Source organism: Sulfitobacter sp. W027 (assembly GCF_025143985.1).
In the GTDB taxonomy this organism is placed as follows: domain Bacteria; phylum Pseudomonadota; class Alphaproteobacteria; order Rhodobacterales; family Rhodobacteraceae; genus Sulfitobacter.
The window spans coordinates 23,478-39,956 of the sequence record NZ_CP083565.1 but is presented as its reverse complement, the minus strand read 5'-3'; the positions used below and the strand labels follow the sequence as shown (position 1 = coordinate 39,956).

The 16,479-nt window shown below is 59.2% G+C and carries 19 protein-coding genes and 1 pseudogene; 12 read left to right on the top strand and 8 right to left on the bottom strand.

Translation table 11 applies throughout. From position 1 onward, the window contains the following. Window positions 1-184 precede the first annotated feature (184 nt). The 9 genes from K3759_RS16765 (at window position 185) to K3759_RS16725 (ending at window position 7,887) form a co-directional block, all read left to right on the top strand. Window positions 185-2,260: a heavy metal translocating P-type ATPase gene (locus K3759_RS16765; RefSeq protein ID WP_259985871.1), complete on the top strand. Its 2,076-nt coding sequence runs from the start codon at window positions 185-187 to the stop codon at window positions 2,258-2,260. Next, a complete protein-coding gene (gene ccoS / locus K3759_RS16760) occupies window positions 2,257-2,433 on the top strand; it encodes a cbb3-type cytochrome oxidase assembly protein CcoS (RefSeq protein WP_259985869.1) in 177 nt (58 codons plus the stop codon). The genes K3759_RS16765 and ccoS overlap by 4 nt, the downstream gene beginning before the upstream one ends. Further along, window positions 2,430-4,082, top strand: coding sequence for a cytochrome-c oxidase, cbb3-type subunit I (gene ccoN / locus K3759_RS16755; protein ID WP_259985868.1), 1,653 nt, complete (start codon window positions 2,430-2,432; stop codon window positions 4,080-4,082). The genes ccoS and ccoN overlap by 4 nt, the downstream gene beginning before the upstream one ends. Before the next feature lie 86 nt (window positions 4,083-4,168). Further along, window positions 4,169-4,864: a cytochrome-c oxidase, cbb3-type subunit II gene (gene ccoO, locus K3759_RS16750; protein ID WP_259985867.1), complete on the top strand. Its 696-nt coding sequence runs from the start codon at window positions 4,169-4,171 to the stop codon at window positions 4,862-4,864. Between the two features lie 4 nt (window positions 4,865-4,868). Then, window positions 4,869-5,039 (top strand): cbb3-type cytochrome c oxidase subunit 3, encoded by a 171-nt coding sequence (locus K3759_RS16745; protein ID WP_259985866.1) that lies wholly within the window; start codon window positions 4,869-4,871, stop codon window positions 5,037-5,039. After that, the gene (gene ccoP / locus K3759_RS16740) at window positions 5,030-5,908 is read left to right on the top strand and encodes a cytochrome-c oxidase, cbb3-type subunit III (protein WP_259985865.1); all 879 of its coding nucleotides are present in this window, start codon (window positions 5,030-5,032) and stop codon (window positions 5,906-5,908) included. The genes K3759_RS16745 and ccoP overlap by 10 nt, the downstream gene beginning before the upstream one ends. A 160-nt stretch (window positions 5,909-6,068) precedes the next feature. After that, entirely contained in the window at window positions 6,069-6,962 is an 894-nt protein-coding gene (locus K3759_RS16735; protein ID WP_409202521.1) for a DUF2189 domain-containing protein, read from the top strand. A 170-nt stretch (window positions 6,963-7,132) separates the two neighbouring features. Next, window positions 7,133-7,339 (top strand): DUF2945 domain-containing protein, encoded by a 207-nt coding sequence (locus K3759_RS16730; RefSeq protein ID WP_259985864.1) that lies wholly within the window; start codon window positions 7,133-7,135, stop codon window positions 7,337-7,339. 2 nt (window positions 7,340-7,341) lie between these two features. Then, window positions 7,342-7,887 (top strand): DUF488 family protein, encoded by a 546-nt coding sequence (locus K3759_RS16725; protein ID WP_259985863.1) that lies wholly within the window; start codon window positions 7,342-7,344, stop codon window positions 7,885-7,887. 202 nt (window positions 7,888-8,089) lie between these two features. On the opposite strand, the gene K3759_RS16720 is transcribed toward K3759_RS16725, so the two are convergent. After that, window positions 8,090-9,208: a DSD1 family PLP-dependent enzyme gene (locus tag K3759_RS16720; protein ID WP_259985862.1), complete on the bottom strand. Its 1,119-nt coding sequence runs from the start codon at window positions 9,206-9,208 to the stop codon at window positions 8,090-8,092. Window positions 9,209-9,407: 199 nt separating this feature from the next. Here K3759_RS16720 and K3759_RS16715 point away from each other — a divergent pair, with 199 nt between their 5' ends. Then, window positions 9,408-9,860 carry a GNAT family N-acetyltransferase gene (locus K3759_RS16715; protein WP_259985860.1) on the top strand — a complete coding sequence of 151 codons (453 nt, stop codon included), beginning with the start codon at window positions 9,408-9,410 and terminating at the stop codon, window positions 9,858-9,860. A gap of 224 nt (window positions 9,861-10,084) precedes the next feature. Further along, window positions 10,085-11,479 (top strand): phospholipase D family protein, encoded by a 1,395-nt coding sequence (locus tag K3759_RS16710; protein ID WP_259985859.1) that lies wholly within the window; start codon window positions 10,085-10,087, stop codon window positions 11,477-11,479. A gap of 36 nt (window positions 11,480-11,515) precedes the next feature. On the opposite strand, the gene K3759_RS16705 is transcribed toward K3759_RS16710, so the two are convergent. From K3759_RS16705 to K3759_RS16680, 7 genes and pseudogenes are all read right to left on the bottom strand, one after another. Beyond that, window positions 11,516-12,775, bottom strand: a complete 1,260-nt coding sequence (locus tag K3759_RS16705; protein ID WP_259985858.1) for a D-amino acid dehydrogenase — start codon at window positions 12,773-12,775, stop codon at window positions 11,516-11,518. 61 nt (window positions 12,776-12,836) lie between these two features. Beyond that, window positions 12,837-12,971, bottom strand: coding sequence for a hypothetical protein (locus tag K3759_RS20255; RefSeq protein WP_311199022.1), 135 nt, complete (start codon window positions 12,969-12,971; stop codon window positions 12,837-12,839). Between the two features lie 194 nt (window positions 12,972-13,165). After that, window positions 13,166-13,276 (bottom strand): annotated as a pseudogene (locus tag K3759_RS20250) (nucleoside-diphosphate kinase); the annotation flags it as partial. Further along, a complete protein-coding gene (locus K3759_RS16695; protein ID WP_259985857.1) occupies window positions 13,273-13,770 on the bottom strand; it encodes a hypothetical protein in 498 nt (165 codons plus the stop codon). The gene K3759_RS16695 and the pseudogene K3759_RS20250, both read right to left, overlap by 4 nt. 464 nt (window positions 13,771-14,234) lie before the next feature. Beyond that, window positions 14,235-14,486: a ferritin-like domain-containing protein gene (locus K3759_RS16690; protein ID WP_259985856.1), complete on the bottom strand. Its 252-nt coding sequence runs from the start codon at window positions 14,484-14,486 to the stop codon at window positions 14,235-14,237. A 104-nt stretch (window positions 14,487-14,590) separates the two neighbouring features. After that, window positions 14,591-14,887 (bottom strand): DUF1127 domain-containing protein, encoded by a 297-nt coding sequence (locus K3759_RS16685; RefSeq protein ID WP_259985855.1) that lies wholly within the window; start codon window positions 14,885-14,887, stop codon window positions 14,591-14,593. After that, entirely contained in the window at window positions 14,874-15,014 is a 141-nt protein-coding gene (locus K3759_RS16680; RefSeq protein WP_259985854.1) for a hypothetical protein, read from the bottom strand. The genes K3759_RS16685 and K3759_RS16680 overlap by 14 nt, the downstream gene beginning before the upstream one ends. Before the next feature lie 669 nt (window positions 15,015-15,683). On the opposite strand from K3759_RS16680, the gene K3759_RS16675 reads away from it, so the two are divergent. Continuing rightward, window positions 15,684-16,430 (top strand): pseudouridine synthase, encoded by a 747-nt coding sequence (locus K3759_RS16675; RefSeq protein ID WP_259985853.1) that lies wholly within the window; start codon window positions 15,684-15,686, stop codon window positions 16,428-16,430. The last annotated feature ends 49 nt before the right edge of the window (window positions 16,431-16,479 follow it).

The window sequence follows — 16,479 nt, the reverse complement described above, 5'->3', positions numbered from 1 at the left end:
AAAATGCGTAATTTGATTTACGTCAATGAATTTTATAATGTTCTGATAGATCAACGAGACAAAGAACTTTCAGGTCCTACACATGCGCAGCGATCAGCCAACCACTCCCACTATCTCCCAGGACGTCGTCTTGACCGCGCCCACGATCCGCTGTGGCAGCTGCGTAGCAAAGATTGAGCGGTCTTTGACAGGCATCCCTGGTGTCGCGCGGGTGCGGGCAAATCTTACCCTGAGGCGGATCAATGTGACACTGGCTCAGGCAGATGGCGCGTTGCACAACGTGCTCGCTGAATTGGAAAACATCGGTCACCCGAGCCGTTTGATCGACAGTGCTGATCTGTCAGCAGAGGCCAAAGACGAGACCGAAGTCGCGCTGCTCAAGGCCGTCGCCGTGAGCGGTTTTGGCGCGATGAACGTGATGCTCTTGTCCGTCGCCATCTGGTCCGGCGCGTCAGATGCGACCCGCGACAGCTTCCATTTGATTTCAGGCATCATCGCCCTGCCCATCGTGCTCTATGCCGCGCGGTTCTTTTTTGTCTCCGCTTGGGGCGCGCTGCGCCGGGCGAGCATGAACATGGATGTTCCGATCGCGTTGGCCATTGCGCTGGCACTGGCACTGAGCCTGTTTGAGACCCTGCGCGGTGGCGAAGATGTCTTCTTTGACGCGGCGGTGACGCTGACGTTCTTCCTGCTGATTGGGCGCTATCTGGACTACCGCATGCGCGGCAAGGCGCGCTCGGCGATGACGGGGTTGCAGCGGCTTGCGGTGCGCGAGGCGTGGGAAGTGACGCCCGAGGGCAAGCTGCGCACCGTGGCCGCCGACGCGATCCGCCCCGGCATGGTGCTGCGCATTCCGGCGGGCGAGCGCATCCCGGTGGACCTGCGCATTACCTCCGGCGCCAGCGATTTGGACCGTTCGCTTCTAACGGGCGAATCTGCGCCAGTTGCGGTGGCTGCGGGAGATGTGGTGGAGGCCGGCGCACTGAACCTGACCGGCCCGGTCGATGCCATGGCGCTGCGGCCAGTCGAGGACAGTTTCCTTGCCATGTCGATGCGGATGCTCGCCGGGGCCGAGGAAAGCCGGAGCACCTATGTGCGCATCGCCGACCGCGCAGCCCAGCTTTATGCGCCGCTCATTCACCTTGTCGCCTTTGCCACTTTCGTCGGCTGGTTGCTCGCCACCGGCGACTGGCATCGCGCCGCCTTTGTCGCGATCAGCGTGTTGATCGTCACCTGCCCCTGTGCGCTGGCCTTGGCCGTGCCGGTGGCGCATGTCGTGGCGTCTAGCCGCTTGATGGCTGAGGGCGTGCTGATCAAGGAGGGCTCTGCGCTGGAACGCTTGGCCACCGCCACCCGTGCGATCTGGGACAAGACCGGGACGCTGACCGATGGCAGCCCGGTGCTGGCCGAGGGCCTTGGCACCGCCCCCGGCAGCCATGCCGCCGCAACCCTTGCAGCCCATTCCGCGCATCCGGTCGCGCGCTGTATTGCTGCGGCCTATCCCGCCCCAGCCATGCCGGTTCTAGAGATCCGCGAGCACCCCGGCTATGGCGTTGAGGGCCTTATCGACGGGCGTCTTGCGCGCCTTGGCCGCCCCTCTTGGGTTGCCGACATCGCCGGAGAGATGACACAGGGCGACGGCCCGGCCTTCGCCTTTGTCGGTGAACAGATGCAGCGTTTCCCACTGCGCGAAACCCTTCGCGAAGGCGCCGCAGAGGCTGTCGTCGCCTTGCGAGTTGCGGGGCTGCCAAGCGAAATCCTCTCGGGCGATGCGCCTGCCGCCGTGGCGCGTGTTGCGGCGCAGCTGGAGATTCAAAACACTCAGGCCGGGCTGACTCCGCAAAACAAGGTCACGCGGCTGCAAGACCTCTTGGCCCAAGGCGAACGCCCGCTGATGGTTGGCGACGGGCTCAACGACACCGCCGCTCTGGCCGCTGCGCATGTTTCAATGTCCCCGGCCTCGGCTACCGAAGCCGGGCGCGCGGCGGCGGATTTCGTCTTTTTGCGCGAGGGGTTGGACGCAGTACCGCTGGCGCTTAGCGTAGCACGCCGCACCGCGGCCATCGTGCGCCAGAATTTCGGCCTCGCCATCGCTTACAATTGCATCGCCGTGCCGCTGGCGATCGCAGGCCATGTCACCCCGCTTTTTGCCGCCATCGCCATGTCGGGTTCTTCCATTGCGGTGGTCGCCAACTCGCTGCGGCTGAACCGCCGCCGCATGACCCCATCCGCGCCCCGTTTACAAGAGGTCACCGTATGAACATCCTGCACCTTCTTATCCCGGTCACCTTGGTGATGGGCCTTACCGGTCTGGGGGCTTTTTTCTGGAGCCTCCGGAACCGCCAGTATGAAGACCTTGAAGGCGATGCGGAGCGCATTCTTCATGACGACAACGATACGCCAATGCCGCCGCGAAAGGAAACAATCCGATGATGGAAAACCTAACCATTGCAGAACGCCAACAGGCCATGCTGTTGTCGGGAGGGCTGGCGCTGGTGGGCCTTGTCCTTGCCATTGTCGGGCATGGTGATGCCATGGGGGCCCATGGCTGGATCACGCTGTTCTTTGCGGGCGGTTTGTTCTTTGTCGTCGGCAACGCGCTCTATGCGCCGGAGCCGACCCTTGATCGGACCACCAGCTACTACGATGATCCGACCAAAGTGGGCATTCTGCTGTCGCTCTTCTGGGCGGTGGTGGCCATGGGGGTTGGCGTCTGGGTCGCGGCACAGTTGGCTTGGCCCGACTTTCGCTTTGACGCGCCGTGGTCGAGCTTTGGCCGCATCCGGCCTGTGCATACCTCGGGCGTGATCTTTGGCTTTGGCGGCAACGCGCTGATCGCCACGTCTTATCATGTCATGCAACGCACTAGCCGCGCACGGTTGGCCGGACATGTCTCGCCTTGGTTCGTGCTGCTGGGGTTCAACCTGTTCTGCATCATCGCGGCTTCGGGCTATTTGATGGGGATCACCCAGTCCAAGGAATATGCCGAGCCGGAATGGTATGCCGACATCTGGTTGGTGATCGTCTGGGTTACCTATTTCGTACTTTATATGCGCACGCTGGCACGGCGCAACGAGCCGCATATCTATGTGGCGAACTGGTACTACATGGCGTTTATCCTCGTCGTGGCGGTGCTGCATATCGTCAACAACCTCGCCGTGCCTGCCTCCTTTGGCGCCGCGAAAAGCTACTCTGCCTTCTCGGGCGTGCAGGACGCGATGACGCAGTGGTGGTACGGACATAACGCCGTGGCCTTCTTCCTGACCGCGGGTTTTCTGGGCATGCTCTACTACTTCCTGCCCAAGCGCGCCGAGCGTCCGATCTACTCCTATCGCCTGTCAATCCTGAGCTTCTGGGGCATCGTGTTCTTCTACATCTGGGCGGGCTCACACCACCTGCATTACACCGCCGTGCCGCAGTGGGTTCAAACCCTCGGCATGACCTTTTCGGTGATGCTTCTCGTGCCCAGCTGGGCCAGCGCAGGCAACGCCCTGATGACGCTCAACGGTGCATGGGGTAAGGTGCGCGATGATGCGACGCTGCGCTTTATGATGGTTGCAGCGGTGTTCTACGGACTGTCGACCTTTGAAGGCTCCTTTATGGCGATCCGCGCTGTGAACTCCCTGTCTCACTACACAGATTGGACCGTCGGGCATGTGCATGCCGGGGCCATGGGCTGGGTCGCGCTGATCACTTTCGGGTCGATCTATGCGCTGGTGCCGGTCCTGTGGCGGCGCGACGGGATGTATTCGCCCAAGCTCGTCGAATGGCACTTCTGGCTCGCCTTGAGCGGGACCGTCATCTACGTCTTTGCGATGTGGAACAGTGGCATAATCCAGGGCCTGATGTGGCGCACCTATACCGAAAGCGGCACGCTGGCATATTCCTTCACCGACTCATTGGTCGCAATGCATCCCTACTACGTTGCGCGCACCATCGGCGGGGCTTTCTTTCTCTCGGGCGCAATCATTGGAGCTTTCAACGTCATCATGACAATTAGAAAGGTCCGTGAGGACACTCCGGAACTCGATTATCCGACCAAATCCGAAGCGGGTGAACCCGCGGTACCAGCTGCGGAGTAATGGCTATGTTGCGTAAAATACTCAAACCCTTCTCGAAGTTTTTCGAATTCCATGCGCGGAGCCACTATCGTGCAGAGCGGCATTCCATGGCTCTGACAATCGGGATTATCGCGGCCTCGGCTGTGGGCGGCTTTGTCGAAATTGCTCCGCTGTTCAGCATTGACGAAACTGTCGAAGCAGCACCCGACATGCGTGTTTACACGCCGCTGGAGCAGGCCGGGCGCGATATCTATATCCGCGAAGGTTGCTATGCCTGCCACAGTCAGATGATCCGAAGCCTACGCGACGAGGTGGACCGCTATGGCCCCTATTCGCTGGCTGTGGAGAGCCAATACGACCACCCGATGCTTTGGGGGTCAAAGCGTACCGGGCCGGACCTTGCGCGGGTTGGGGAAAAATTCTCGGATGAATGGCAGGTGCAGCACCTGGTCGATCCTCGCTCTCTGGTGCCGGAATCTGTGATGCCGCAATATGCCTTCCTACTTAATGCGCCTCTCGAAACTGCGAGCCTTCCCGGACGGTTGGCGGCACTTCGGACCGTGGGTGTGCCCTATAGCGATGAACAGATTGAGAACGCGGCAGACGATGCGCGAGGCCAAGCCTATCCGGATACCGACCGCGCCTATGCGGTCGAAGAACGCTATGGCGAGGCGACGAACATCCGTTTCTTCGATGGCCGCCGGGACCGCTTGACCGAAATGGACGCCCTTGTGGCCTACCTACAGATCATGGGCGGCCTGACTGACCTGCCTCAAAAAACTCAAATAGCTGAAGGGGAGTGAGACCATGGATCTAAGCTATGAGACCCTATCAACTATCGCGAAGTACTTTGGGCTATTCTACCTAATCGCTTTGTCGATTGGGATTACCATTTATGCCTTTTGGCCAAGCTTAGGAAAACGGTTCGATAAGGCTGCGCAAAGCGTGCTGGACGATGAGGAGGGCCCATGTCGGTAAAGAAGCGCGATCCGCTCACAGGTCACGAAACCACTGGGCACGAATGGGACGGCATTACAGAACTGAACACCCGCGTCCCTCGCATCGTTTGGTTTTTTGTCGCCGTTACTCACATCTGGGCGTTGGTCTATTGGGTGTTGATGCCCTCTTGGCCGCTCATCAACACCTATTGGAAGGGACTGCTGAACTATGATCAAGCTATTGTGGTCGAGGATAAGGTGGCCAAGGCCTACCGCACGCTTGATGAATGGCGCGCTCCCCTAAGCGAGCTTTCGGCCGAGGAGATCCGCGAAATCCCTGAACTCATGGCCCATGTTGATCGTACGGCACCTACGCTATTTGGCGACAATTGCGCAGCCTGTCATGGAACGGATCTTGCCGGGGCGCCCGGCTATCCGAGCCTTGTTGACGACGCTTGGCTTTGGGGGGGCGATAGCGAGACGATCATGGAAACCCTTCGGGTGGGGATCAACGCACCGCATCCGGAGACTCGCTATGCCCAAATGCTCGCCTTTGGTCGCGATGGATTGCTCAGCCGCCCTCAGATCCGCACGGTGGTTGATTATGTGCAGTCTCTTTCGGGCATAGAGCGGGACCTGCCCGCCGGCCGTCTGGAAGAGGGCGCCACGATTTTCGCTGAGAATTGCGCAAGTTGTCATGGCGAGAACGCTCTCGGCATTCAAGACATGGGGGCGCCTAACCTGACTGACGAAGCTTGGGTTTATGGCGGAGATGATGCGACTATGTTCAAAACAATCCACGATGGCCGCCAAGGCTGGATGCCCGCCTGGGAAAATCGTCTGACCGACGCAGATCGGATGATGCTAACACTGTACATCCAAAGTCGCGGTGCGGAGGGGCAGCCATGACCCGACCACGCATCTGGGCCGCAGCCGGGGCGGCATTGCTGGTTTCCGGCTTTGTCGCGGCGAATGCGCATCTTGTCTCCGTCGCGATCGGGACGCAGCCCGATTGCGTTCTTCTTCCATCGCACAAAGAGGGCGCTGCCAATCGTGTAGCGAAACCATCATGCTGAGCGACCGTACCAACCATTCTGACTCTCCACCGCCCCCTGACAATCCACATGCAGGGGGGATGATCCCTCAAGTCACCCCTCCCTTGCCGCGTGAAAGCCCACATGCGCGACAACTGCCTGCCAGCATGGCCTTAACTTGGCTCAAGCGTGGCTGGTCGGATTTTCTTTCCCATCCATCGTTGAGCCTGTTTTACGGCATTCTCGTCTTTGCGGTCTCGGCACTGGTGGTCTGGGGCCTGTTCCAATTCCGCTATGAATATGCGCTCTTCCCAGCACTTGCGGGCTTTGTGCTTCTCGGCCCGTTGATCGCGGTTGGCCTTTATGAGAAGAGCCGTCGGATTGAGGCGAATGAGCGGATCACCATGGGCGGTATGTTATTTGCGCGTCCCGCGTCAAAGCACCAAGCGTTGTTTATGGGGGTGTTGCTGCTCGGTCTGTTCCTTTTGTGGCAACGGGCTGCTGTCCTTATTTACGCTTTGTTTTTTGGATTGGTCGATTTCCCCGGCACGGATGAACTGGTCCCAATGCTTCTATTCACCCCAACCGGCTGGGCGCTTCTTGTGACGGGTGGTGCCATTGGCGCTCTCTTCGCGGCCTTTTCGTTCGCCATAAGTGTTTTTGCTGTGCCAATGTTGATGACCGAGCGTACAGATGCGCTGTCGGCTATGGGGATTTCGATGGCGATGGTCTGGGCCAACCTGCCCGTGATGCTTGTATGGGGCAGCATCGTGGTCGTGCTAACCGTGTTGTCTCTAGTGACTGGGTTTTTAGCATTGGTTGTTGTTTTCCCCGTGCTGGGGCATGCTACATGGCATGCCTATCGCACAGTGCGTCCCGACGAACGTCAGCAGGGCGAGAGTGAGCGGATGTTTGTAAGGCCGGCCTAAACGGAAGGGTGAAGTCCATGCCTAAGATCTCACACCCCTTTTAACCGTATCTTTGAACCTGGCATACTTAACGAGGCAATATCCCACGAAGGGATCGTGAAACTAACCGAAAGGGATAAGGAACACTTGCTGCGGCATTCTTGTTTTACCTTCAAAGGAGGATTCAGATCATGCCAAAATTCAAACAAGGCGATCACGTCAGTTGGAACTCGGAGGCTGGGCGGGTCAGCGGCAAAATAACAAAAGTCCATGAGGCAGATTTTGACTACAAAGGGCATCGTCGTCGCGCATCCAAAGATGAGCCGCAATATGAGATCGAAAGCGACAAGACTGACCACATCGCTGCTCATAAGGAAGATACGCTCACCAAGCTGTAATCATGACCTTTCGATTTCACTCTATTGGCCACTCCACTCGAACACCGGAAGAGGTGATCGACATGTTGCAGTTTGCCGGGGTCCAGCTTTTGATCGATGTGCGATCTTTCCCGAAGTCCCGCAGATATCCTGCTTTCAACGATGACCAATTCCCCCAAACACTCGCCCCATATCAGATTGGCTACCAGCATATGCTGGCGCTCGGCGGTCGGCGCCCAAAACAGAAAGAAGTGGACGACGATTTGAACGCCAACTGGCGTGTCCGCAGTTTCCAGAACTACGCGGATTATGCCCTAGGGGACGCGTTCCAGACAGCCTTCGCAGAGTTAATCGATCTGGGGCGAACCAAGATCGTCGCAATGATGTGCTCTGAGGCAGTCTGGTGGCGCTGTCACCGGCGGATCATCACGGATTATTTGCTGCTGCATGGTCATTCTGTAGGGCACATCATGTCAGCAAAGAAAATCACCAAGGCGACACCGTCAGAAGCGGCCGAGCTTCGTCCAGACGGCACCGTGGTCTATCCTCCGCTGAATATTTCAGACTGAATTTAGAGGCAATTCTGCATGCGGTTTTCAGACAGCTTCGATCGTTTCTGCCCGGCGGCCAACGGATACACGCGGTTCCAGTATAGCATGGCAGTAATGGCTCATATGCATAGGCTGTAGTCTCCGTACTAGATTGAAAAGACAAGCTTGGGCGTGCCGGTTACGGTGGTTTGGGGCTTTGTTGCGAGCTATGCTCTGCTTCTTACCAGCCGTTAAAACGCGGCCAAACGTCAAGCGGACCGCCGTCTTGCCGCACTAGATGGTAGCGGTCGTGCTGGGCGGCGGTAGCACAGGCGTGGTTGGGCAGGATTCGCAGGCGGGTGCCGACGGGAAGGTCCAGCGGCGGCGGGTTTGCGCCCTCGCGCTGCGCGATGATCCCGTGTTCCTGATTGGCGCTGACGACGATATAGTCGGTCAGGATTTGACCAGTCTCGTCGCACACCAGGCCGTAGCCTTGGTCCACGTCCTGCGCCGCCGTGCCCCGGTCGCGGGACATTGCCATCCAGCCTGCGTCGATCATGGTCCACCCCTTTGCGGGTTGGTGGCCGATGACCGTGGTCAGCACGCTTAGGGCAATGTCATCTTGGGTGCAGACGTCGATCCCGGCCATGACCAGATCAAAGAACATATAAACGCCGGCGCGCAGTTCGGTCACACCTGTGAGGTCGCGCGCGGCATGGGCGGTGGGGGTCGAACCTATGCTGACCACGGGGCAGGAGAGGCCCGCGCCGCGCAGGTTTTCGGCGGCGGTGACAGCGGCTTTGCGCTCCTGTTCGGTAAAGTCTGCATGGGCGGCAGCGCCCCGGACCGTATAGCTTTCGCCCGCATGGGTCATCACACCGCGCATGCACTCGGCGGCGTGCAGGATGCGTCCGACCTCAACGAGCGCAGGGTCATCCGGGCGCAGCCCGCCGCGGTGACCGTCGCTGTCAATCTCGATCATCGCGGGGACGGAGGCCTCTGCTGCGGCCTGTGCCTGTGCTTCGTTGTCGAGGATCACCACAAGATCGCAGCCCTTTTCGCGCAGGTCCTGTATGCGTTTCAGCTTTTGCGGCGCGATCCCAACAGCATAGAGAATATCGCTGTGGCCTGCGGCAAAGAAAACCTCGGCCTCGGCCAAGGTTGAGACGGTGATGGGCCCCGGTGTTCCGCCAGTCAGGCGGCGGGCGACCTCGATGGATTTCGCGGTTTTCAGATGCGGGCGCAGCGCCACGCCCAAGGCTTCCGCGTGACGGGCGAGCCGTGAGATATTGCGCTCCATCCGCGCCTCGTCGAGCAGGAGAGCAGGGGTGTCGAGCAGGGCGGCGGCAGGGTCGGTCATCGGGCAGTCCTTTCGCGGTTTACAGTGACTTATCACCGAAAATCGCAGGACAACATATGCAAACACATGCGCTTGGTTTGCGGGCTGCCATTGGTCTTTGCCACGCGCCCAGCTATGCGCCCGGCGCATCTCGGCAAGACCGTTTCGTCCCTGCTCAACTGCCTATTCATCCCCATCTATTGGGAAGATTGGACAGATCATGCAGGCAACAGCCCCACACCCCCTTATCTTCACGCTTCCCAAGCTGCGCGAGACGCTTTTGTGGCACTACCGCCGTCTGAGTGAGACATCGCGCAGACTGCGCTTTATGGGAAAGATCAAGGAAGACGTGCTGGCGAAAACGGCCAATACCTCTTCGCCGGATGTTACCTTTGGCGTCGAGAGCGACGGCGCGTATCGGGGTATTTTGGAACTCTATATCATCGACGCTGGACGGGGTGAGATTGGTCTGTCTGTCGAGGACGCCTACCAAGGGCGCGGCATTGGACGTGCGCTGTTCCGCCGGGGGGTGGCAGAGGCGCGTGCCAGACGGTTGGAGACCGTTGATGTGCATTTTCTGCAGTCCAACCAAGCGATCCGGAAGCTTTGTCTTGAGGTGGGCGGCGACATTCGCGCGAACGGGTCAGAGTGTATGTCGACCATCCAACTCTGATACGCGCCTCTGAGCGGCTGGACGCCTTGCATTAGACATGCGAGTTTACCCTCCAGCAGACTAGAGGGCGTTGAAATGATTGCGGCAGTTGCAAAATTTCTTGCCGGGCTTGTCGTAACCCTCGGCGTTTTGATCCTGATCGCCCGACTGGTTTTTCCCTACCGGGGATTGAGAACCGTCAAGATACCCAGGCCCTCCCCCCGACGACGGAGGGGGCGCTGGCGGTGGCGTTGTCATCTCAAGAAAAAACGCATGGGGGGCAAACGGGTGTCGCGCCTTTGCAAAAGGGGGCGGATGCTTTTGCGGCGCGTATCCTTTTGGCCGATGCGGCAGTGTCCTCCATCGATGCGCAATATTACATTTGGCATGATGATCTAACCGGCACGCTCTTGCTTGGCGCCTTGCGCCGCGCGGCGGATCGAGGCGTGCGGGTGAGGCTTTTGTTGGATGACAACGGGACAACGGGATTGGACCCGGAGCTTGCCGCGCTCGACGCCCATCCGATGATCGAGGTGCGTCTGTGGAATCCGTTCAACCTGCGCCGGTTCAAGATGCTGTCCTATGGCTTCGACTTTTTCCGCCTTAACCGTCGTATGCACAATAAATCCTTCACCGTGGACGGCCATGCAACGATCCTCGGCGGCCGCAATATCGGGGACGAGTATTTCGCCACCGGCCCGACCGCGCTTTATGTCGATCTGGACGTTCTCGCCGTGGGGCGGGTGGTGGCTGATGTGTCAGCAGACTTTGACCGCTACTGGCGTGCGGGCGCGGTTCATCCTGCGGGGCCGATTGTGGGTGCGCCGCGGGAGGGTGATCCGCTTGCCGCGCGGTTGGCAGAATTGGAGACGGACCCGCAGCTTGGTGAGTACAGGCAGATTTTGCAAAGCTCGGACATCGTGAACGCTCTCGCAGCGGGGGAGTTTGGCGTTGAGTGGACCACAGCACAGTTGATCAGCGACGATCCGATCAAAGGCGAAGGCGCGGTGGCTCGGGAAGACTTGCTGGCCTCGCGGCTGGCGGATGCGGTCGGAAAGATTGAGACCCGCTTTGACGGCGTTTCGCCCTATTTCGTACCCGGCAAGGCCGGGGTTGAGGCTTTTGCGCTGCTGGCGGCACGCGGGGTGCAGGTGCGGATGTTGACCAACTCGATCGAGGCGACTGATGTGCTGCCGGTCCATGCAGGCTATGCGAAACGGCGCAAGAGTATGCTGCGCAGCGGCGTGCAGCTTTACGAATTGCGCCAGCAGGCTGCGGTGGATGCCCCGACAGACCGGTTTGGCCCTTTCGGGTCATCGGGCGCGAGCCTTCATGCCAAGACTTTTGCCGTGGACGGCGCGCGTATTTTTGTGGGCTCGTTCAACTTTGATCCGCGATCAACGACCTTGAACACGGAGATGGGTCTGTTGATCGACAGTGACAGCATGGCACAGGGGTTGCATGACGCCTTTGACGCGGACCTGCGCGGGCTGGCATGGCGGGTGGAACTGGACGGCGGGGATATGATTTGGAGAGACCCGCAAACAGATGTTGTGACGACAGATGAACCGGGAACGAGCCTGCTGAGACCGCTGGCGTTGACGATCGTCGGTTGGTTGCCGGTTGAGTGGTTGCTGTAGCCGTTCTGTTTGCGGGAAATTGAAGTGGCATCTGGGTTAGCGGGAATACCGCGCTGCGGTCAGCCCCTCCATGGAAATTTCCGGCTGCTTTCCCAAGACCAGATCGGCCACCGCGCGGCCTGAGCCGCAGGCCATCGTCCAACCCAGCGTTCCGTGGCCGGTGTTGAGAAACAGGTTGTCATATTGGGTGGCTCCAAGAACCGGTGTGCCGTCCGGGGTCATGGGGCGCAGGCCCGTCCAGCCTTCGGCTTTGGAAATGTCGCCGCCCCGCGGAAAAAGATCGCCGATGACGTGTTTGACCGTATCGACCGCATGAGGCCCGAGCCGGTTGGAATAGCCTGCGATTTCGGCCTGACCTGCCACGCGGATACGGTCCCCCAGCCGCGTGATCGCGACCTTATGGGTCTCGTCCATGACCGTCGATTGCGGGGCGTATTCATCGTTCGTCACTGGCAAGGTGACCGAGTACCCTTTGACTGGATACACCGGCAATTTGATCCCGATGGGATTGAGCAAGCGCACCGCATAGCTGCCCATGGCGCAAACATAGGCATCGCCGGTAATGCGTTCACCAATCTCGGTATCGATGCCAGCAATGCGGCCATTTTCAACGGCGACAGAGCTGATAACTTGGCCATAGTGAAAGACTACGCCCATTTCGACGCATTTTTTGGTCAGCCCTACGGTGAACATCCGGCAGTCGCCGGTTCGGTCGGCCGTTAGCCGCAAACCGCCAACAAATTTATGCCGGACCTCGGCCAAAGCGGGTTCGGCGCCGATACAGCTATTGCGGTCCAAGACATCGTAGGGCGATCCATATTCGGCCAGAATATCCTGATCCGCTTGTGACGCCGCCATCTGTTTGGCGGTTCGGAACAGCTGCAAAGTGCCTTGTTCGCGCCCATCATAGGCAATGCCGGTCTCGGCGATCAATTCGGGCATGACATCGCGCGAATAGCTCGACACGCGGACCATGCGGCCCTTGTTGATGCGGTAGCTTTCCTCGGTGCAGTTGCTGACCATACGCGCGCACCAAGCCCACATGGTCGGGCTGATCAGCGGCCAGATAAACAGGGGCCGCCGCTTCATGAACATCCATTTGACCGCTTTCATCGGGATGCCCGGTGCCGCCCAGGGGGAGGTCATGCCGTAGCTGAGCTGGCCCGCATTGGCATAGCTGGTTTCACGTCCTGGCCCGGACTGCCGGTCGATCACCACGACCTCCGCCCCTTGTTTTGCCAGATAATATGCGGTGGTAACGCCGATGACGCCCGCACCCATGACAACGACTTTCATTCCAACCGCCTTTTGTACGATCCCGGCGCAGGGCCGCGGATGTGTAGAGTTAAATTAAGTATCAGCCCTGACAGTCGTCAGAGCGCTTTTCGACCTTGAGGATCGTCAACATGCGCCGCTGGTTTTCCCGGCGCGTGTCCCAGTAAAAGCTCGCTCTTTCGCGCAGGCCCAAAAGCGCCACGCCAATGGGGGTAATGACCGAGATTTGAGAACGGGTGATATCCGCATCCTCAGGATAGACGAGCGTGACCGATTTTCCTGTCCGGTGGTCTCATCGCGGTAGGTCACCTTGCTGCCGATGCCGACGACATCGCTGGGCATTTGCTGATCCCCGACGATCTGCGCCCGGCCGATCTCTTCGAACAAGCGGTCGGCCAGCGTCGGGTGACGGCGGATCGTCCCCTCGGCCAGCGCTTCGAGGTGACCCAGATCGGCGGCGTTCAAAACAAGATGCGGATTGCGGCTTGTGACAGGGTTTGCACTCTGAATGGCTTTAGTCATTTTAAGCACTCCTGCGCGTAAATTCCGTTCTTCTGTGCTGTGCAGAAAGGCTGGACAACTGAGATCATAGATAGGGTGACGATGCTGCCATCTTGGTTCAGCAATGGCGCACGCTCTCCGACGCGCATACCGATGAGCGTGGCCCCAAGCAGGGACGCCACGGCGATCACACCTCCCGGCGCGCCCGGTCTTGCCGTATGCACAAGCAGCCCTGTACTCGGCGCGGCGCCGTCGATGACATAGGTCACTTCGGTGCCTCCCAAAACAAGATCGAGATAGGGCAGGTCAGCGACGGGGCGCACGTTCAGCAGTTTGTTGGCAAGCACATAGGCCAAAAGGGTCGACCCCGGCCGGGTGACATTATCGCAATCCTCAAGGTGTTCTTGGAGTTTGTGATAGTCCGATTGTGGAAGGACCGTTGGCGTGTTCCCGAGCGCACGAAAGACGTTGCGGCTGGTGGACGGGGACTGATCGGTTGCAATGACAGTGGCCATGTTCTCTCCTCGGGCGCAGAGCGCCGCTTTCACGTTTTTCAGTAAGTGAAGAGGCCCCGGGGAGTACGTCAGGCGCAGTTGCGCCTAGACCGCCCGGGGATACGGGCGGTTCAGAAGTAGAAATCGGTAATGATCTACGTGTTCCAACATGCAAACTAACCTAAGCACAGACATGGGCCTCGTCAATCTGGCTGAGAGGTCTTCTTGAGCCACGCCCTCTTGCTGAGCGAGATTGTGCAGAGGGATCGGTCGTTTTAACGTGGATAAGGGGGGCGCAGGCTTTCTCCATCGCGACGTCGGTTTTACAATCTTGAGCCTTGAGGCGCGCTAGCAGACTGGCAGGTCTCAAAACCGGCCTGACCCCACCATGGCGCGGAGCATTCACGCGGCATTCTCATGGAAATCCGCCCGCGTGGTGGCGAGATCGGCAGTCACCGGGTTTTTGGCAGGTTCAGCCGTTCCGATTAAATGGCGCCTCTGTGCTGCAAGGCGCTCATGATTTGACAATAGATTACGCAGCATCTCTTTGGCAGATTGGGACACATCGGCTTCGCGACCCCCCCGGAGACTTGGACGGGGTCGATCACCGCCGATTTGCCTAAGGCGCGGATGCGCTCGGCGATCACATCAGCGGCGGCGAACATACCGGTATATTGCGTCTCGGTCCGTCCATGCACCGTTAGGAAATGCGAGCCGGTCACATTCCAATGGTACATATGCGACCTCATCACCAACCGATAGGTGGCCGACCGCGCTTCATACAGGGCGTCCGCTAGAGAGGCGACGTTGGCAATATTGGCGGTGCTGGTTTGGGAATGGGTTACTGTCGCAGATAGCTCCTGATGCACTTTGGTGAATGGCCAAACTCCCGCGCCCCGGTGGCTGACACAGGGGCGCGAGCGGCTCTTTGGGAAGAGCTTGCGAGACTAGGCCAGGCAAGTGAGGCGTGCTGATCGGCCTGCGCGGACGATTTGGCGGATCGGTGCTGAGCGTGAGAACAGGCCGGTTCCAGCCGCAGATCGGCATCGTTCATCCCGCCGACCATATTGCGGATGTCGCCTCGGTAGATGCCGATATCGCGCAGTGTGGCGTCATCCATTGCCTCAAGTTCCGCCATCGCCCGGCGTCGCTGCCTGCGGCGGGCGAGCGAGGTCGCAAGATCGCGGAAGACTGAGAATGGTGCCGCATTTCGCTTCTTGCCGTGCGAAATCGTTGAGCATTTTTCGAGTGATATAGATGGCCATTTGATCCTCCATAACAGCAGATGCTGTCGGCTGAACGCGCAGTGACCAGACAGGTGGCACTACTCCAACCCCGCTGCAAAGCGTCGTTCTGTTTGACTGTTGAAAATGAAATCAAACCCCCGAGCTATGGACAGACCAAAAGGCCCGCCCGCTCGGGGCTACCGGCGGTTCAGCAGACGTTCTGCGCTTGGCAGAACCCTCATATGAAAGCGGATCATCATGCTCCTAATATGGGAATGAACCCCGCAGCATGCAAGTGCAGGGCGGGGTGAGCATGCCTATGAAACCGCCGGGTTTTCTAGCTGATCGAGGGCCGTTTGATCCGGCCGAGAAACTCTGTCCGGTCCGTGCCTTCCATGCCCTCATCTGAGGCGCGCATCTCGGCCTTTTTGTCATCGCGTCACGCTTTGAGCAGTTCGTTCTTGCGATCCGCGATCGCGCGTGGCGTCGTTCAAGATTTCTTCAGGAACGTCATATTCCCGACGTACGGCATTGCGGCTCTCCTTCGGTCGATCTCACCAGATGCAAGCACGAAAAACGGTTTGGCAAAAACTCTGCCGCGAGGTGCGGTACAGCATGACCCGAGCCGTGTTGTGCATGTAGCTTGCTTTCGCTGACAGGGCGCAGCACAACAGGCCAATGCGATGTGGTTTAGAAAGGTCTGACCCGATGACCAAAGTTCCGACCACGCGAATTGATAGGCTGCTGGGGTCCTTGGGCTATGGCTCACGCGGAGAGATTGCGCAGATCGCGCGGGCGCGACGGATTGTGCTGGATGGTGCGCGGGTCGCGGATGTGGCTAAGCGCGTTCCCTTGTCCCCGGATCTCACCGAACGGATGACCGTCCACGGCGCGCCGCTGGACCCCTTGCCGGGGATGGTGGTGATGATGAATAAGCCAGCGGGATACATCTGTTCGCGCAAAGACAGCGGGCCGCTGGTCTATGATCTTTTACCCGACCGCTGGCGGCATCGCAAACCCATGCTCTCGCCTGTTGGTCGGCTGGACAAGGAGACCTCTGGTCTGCTGTTGCTTACGGATGATGGCGATCTGTTGCACCGGATCACCAGCCCCAACCTCGCTGTCGAAAAGACCTACCGAGCCAGTCTGGCGCGGCCCGTTGAGGGCCATGAGGTGGACGTGTTTGCATCGGGCGAATTGATGTTGAGCGGAGAGAAAAAGCCACTGCATTCCGCCAAGCTCTGCGTATTGTCACCCACAGAGGCGCGGTTGAGCATTACCGAGGGCCGATACCACCAGGTGCGGCGCATGTTTGCCGCCGTGGGCAACCATGTGGAGGCTCTGCACCGCGAAGCTCTGGGCGATCTGACATTGCCGGAAAATTTGCAGGCAGCTGCGTGGTGCCTTCTGAATGCGGATGACACCGCTAAGGTTTTCGCAAAATTGTCGAGCTAGTCTGGACGTCGCCGCGTTCATCGGCAAACCATTGCAGAGATCAAAGCAA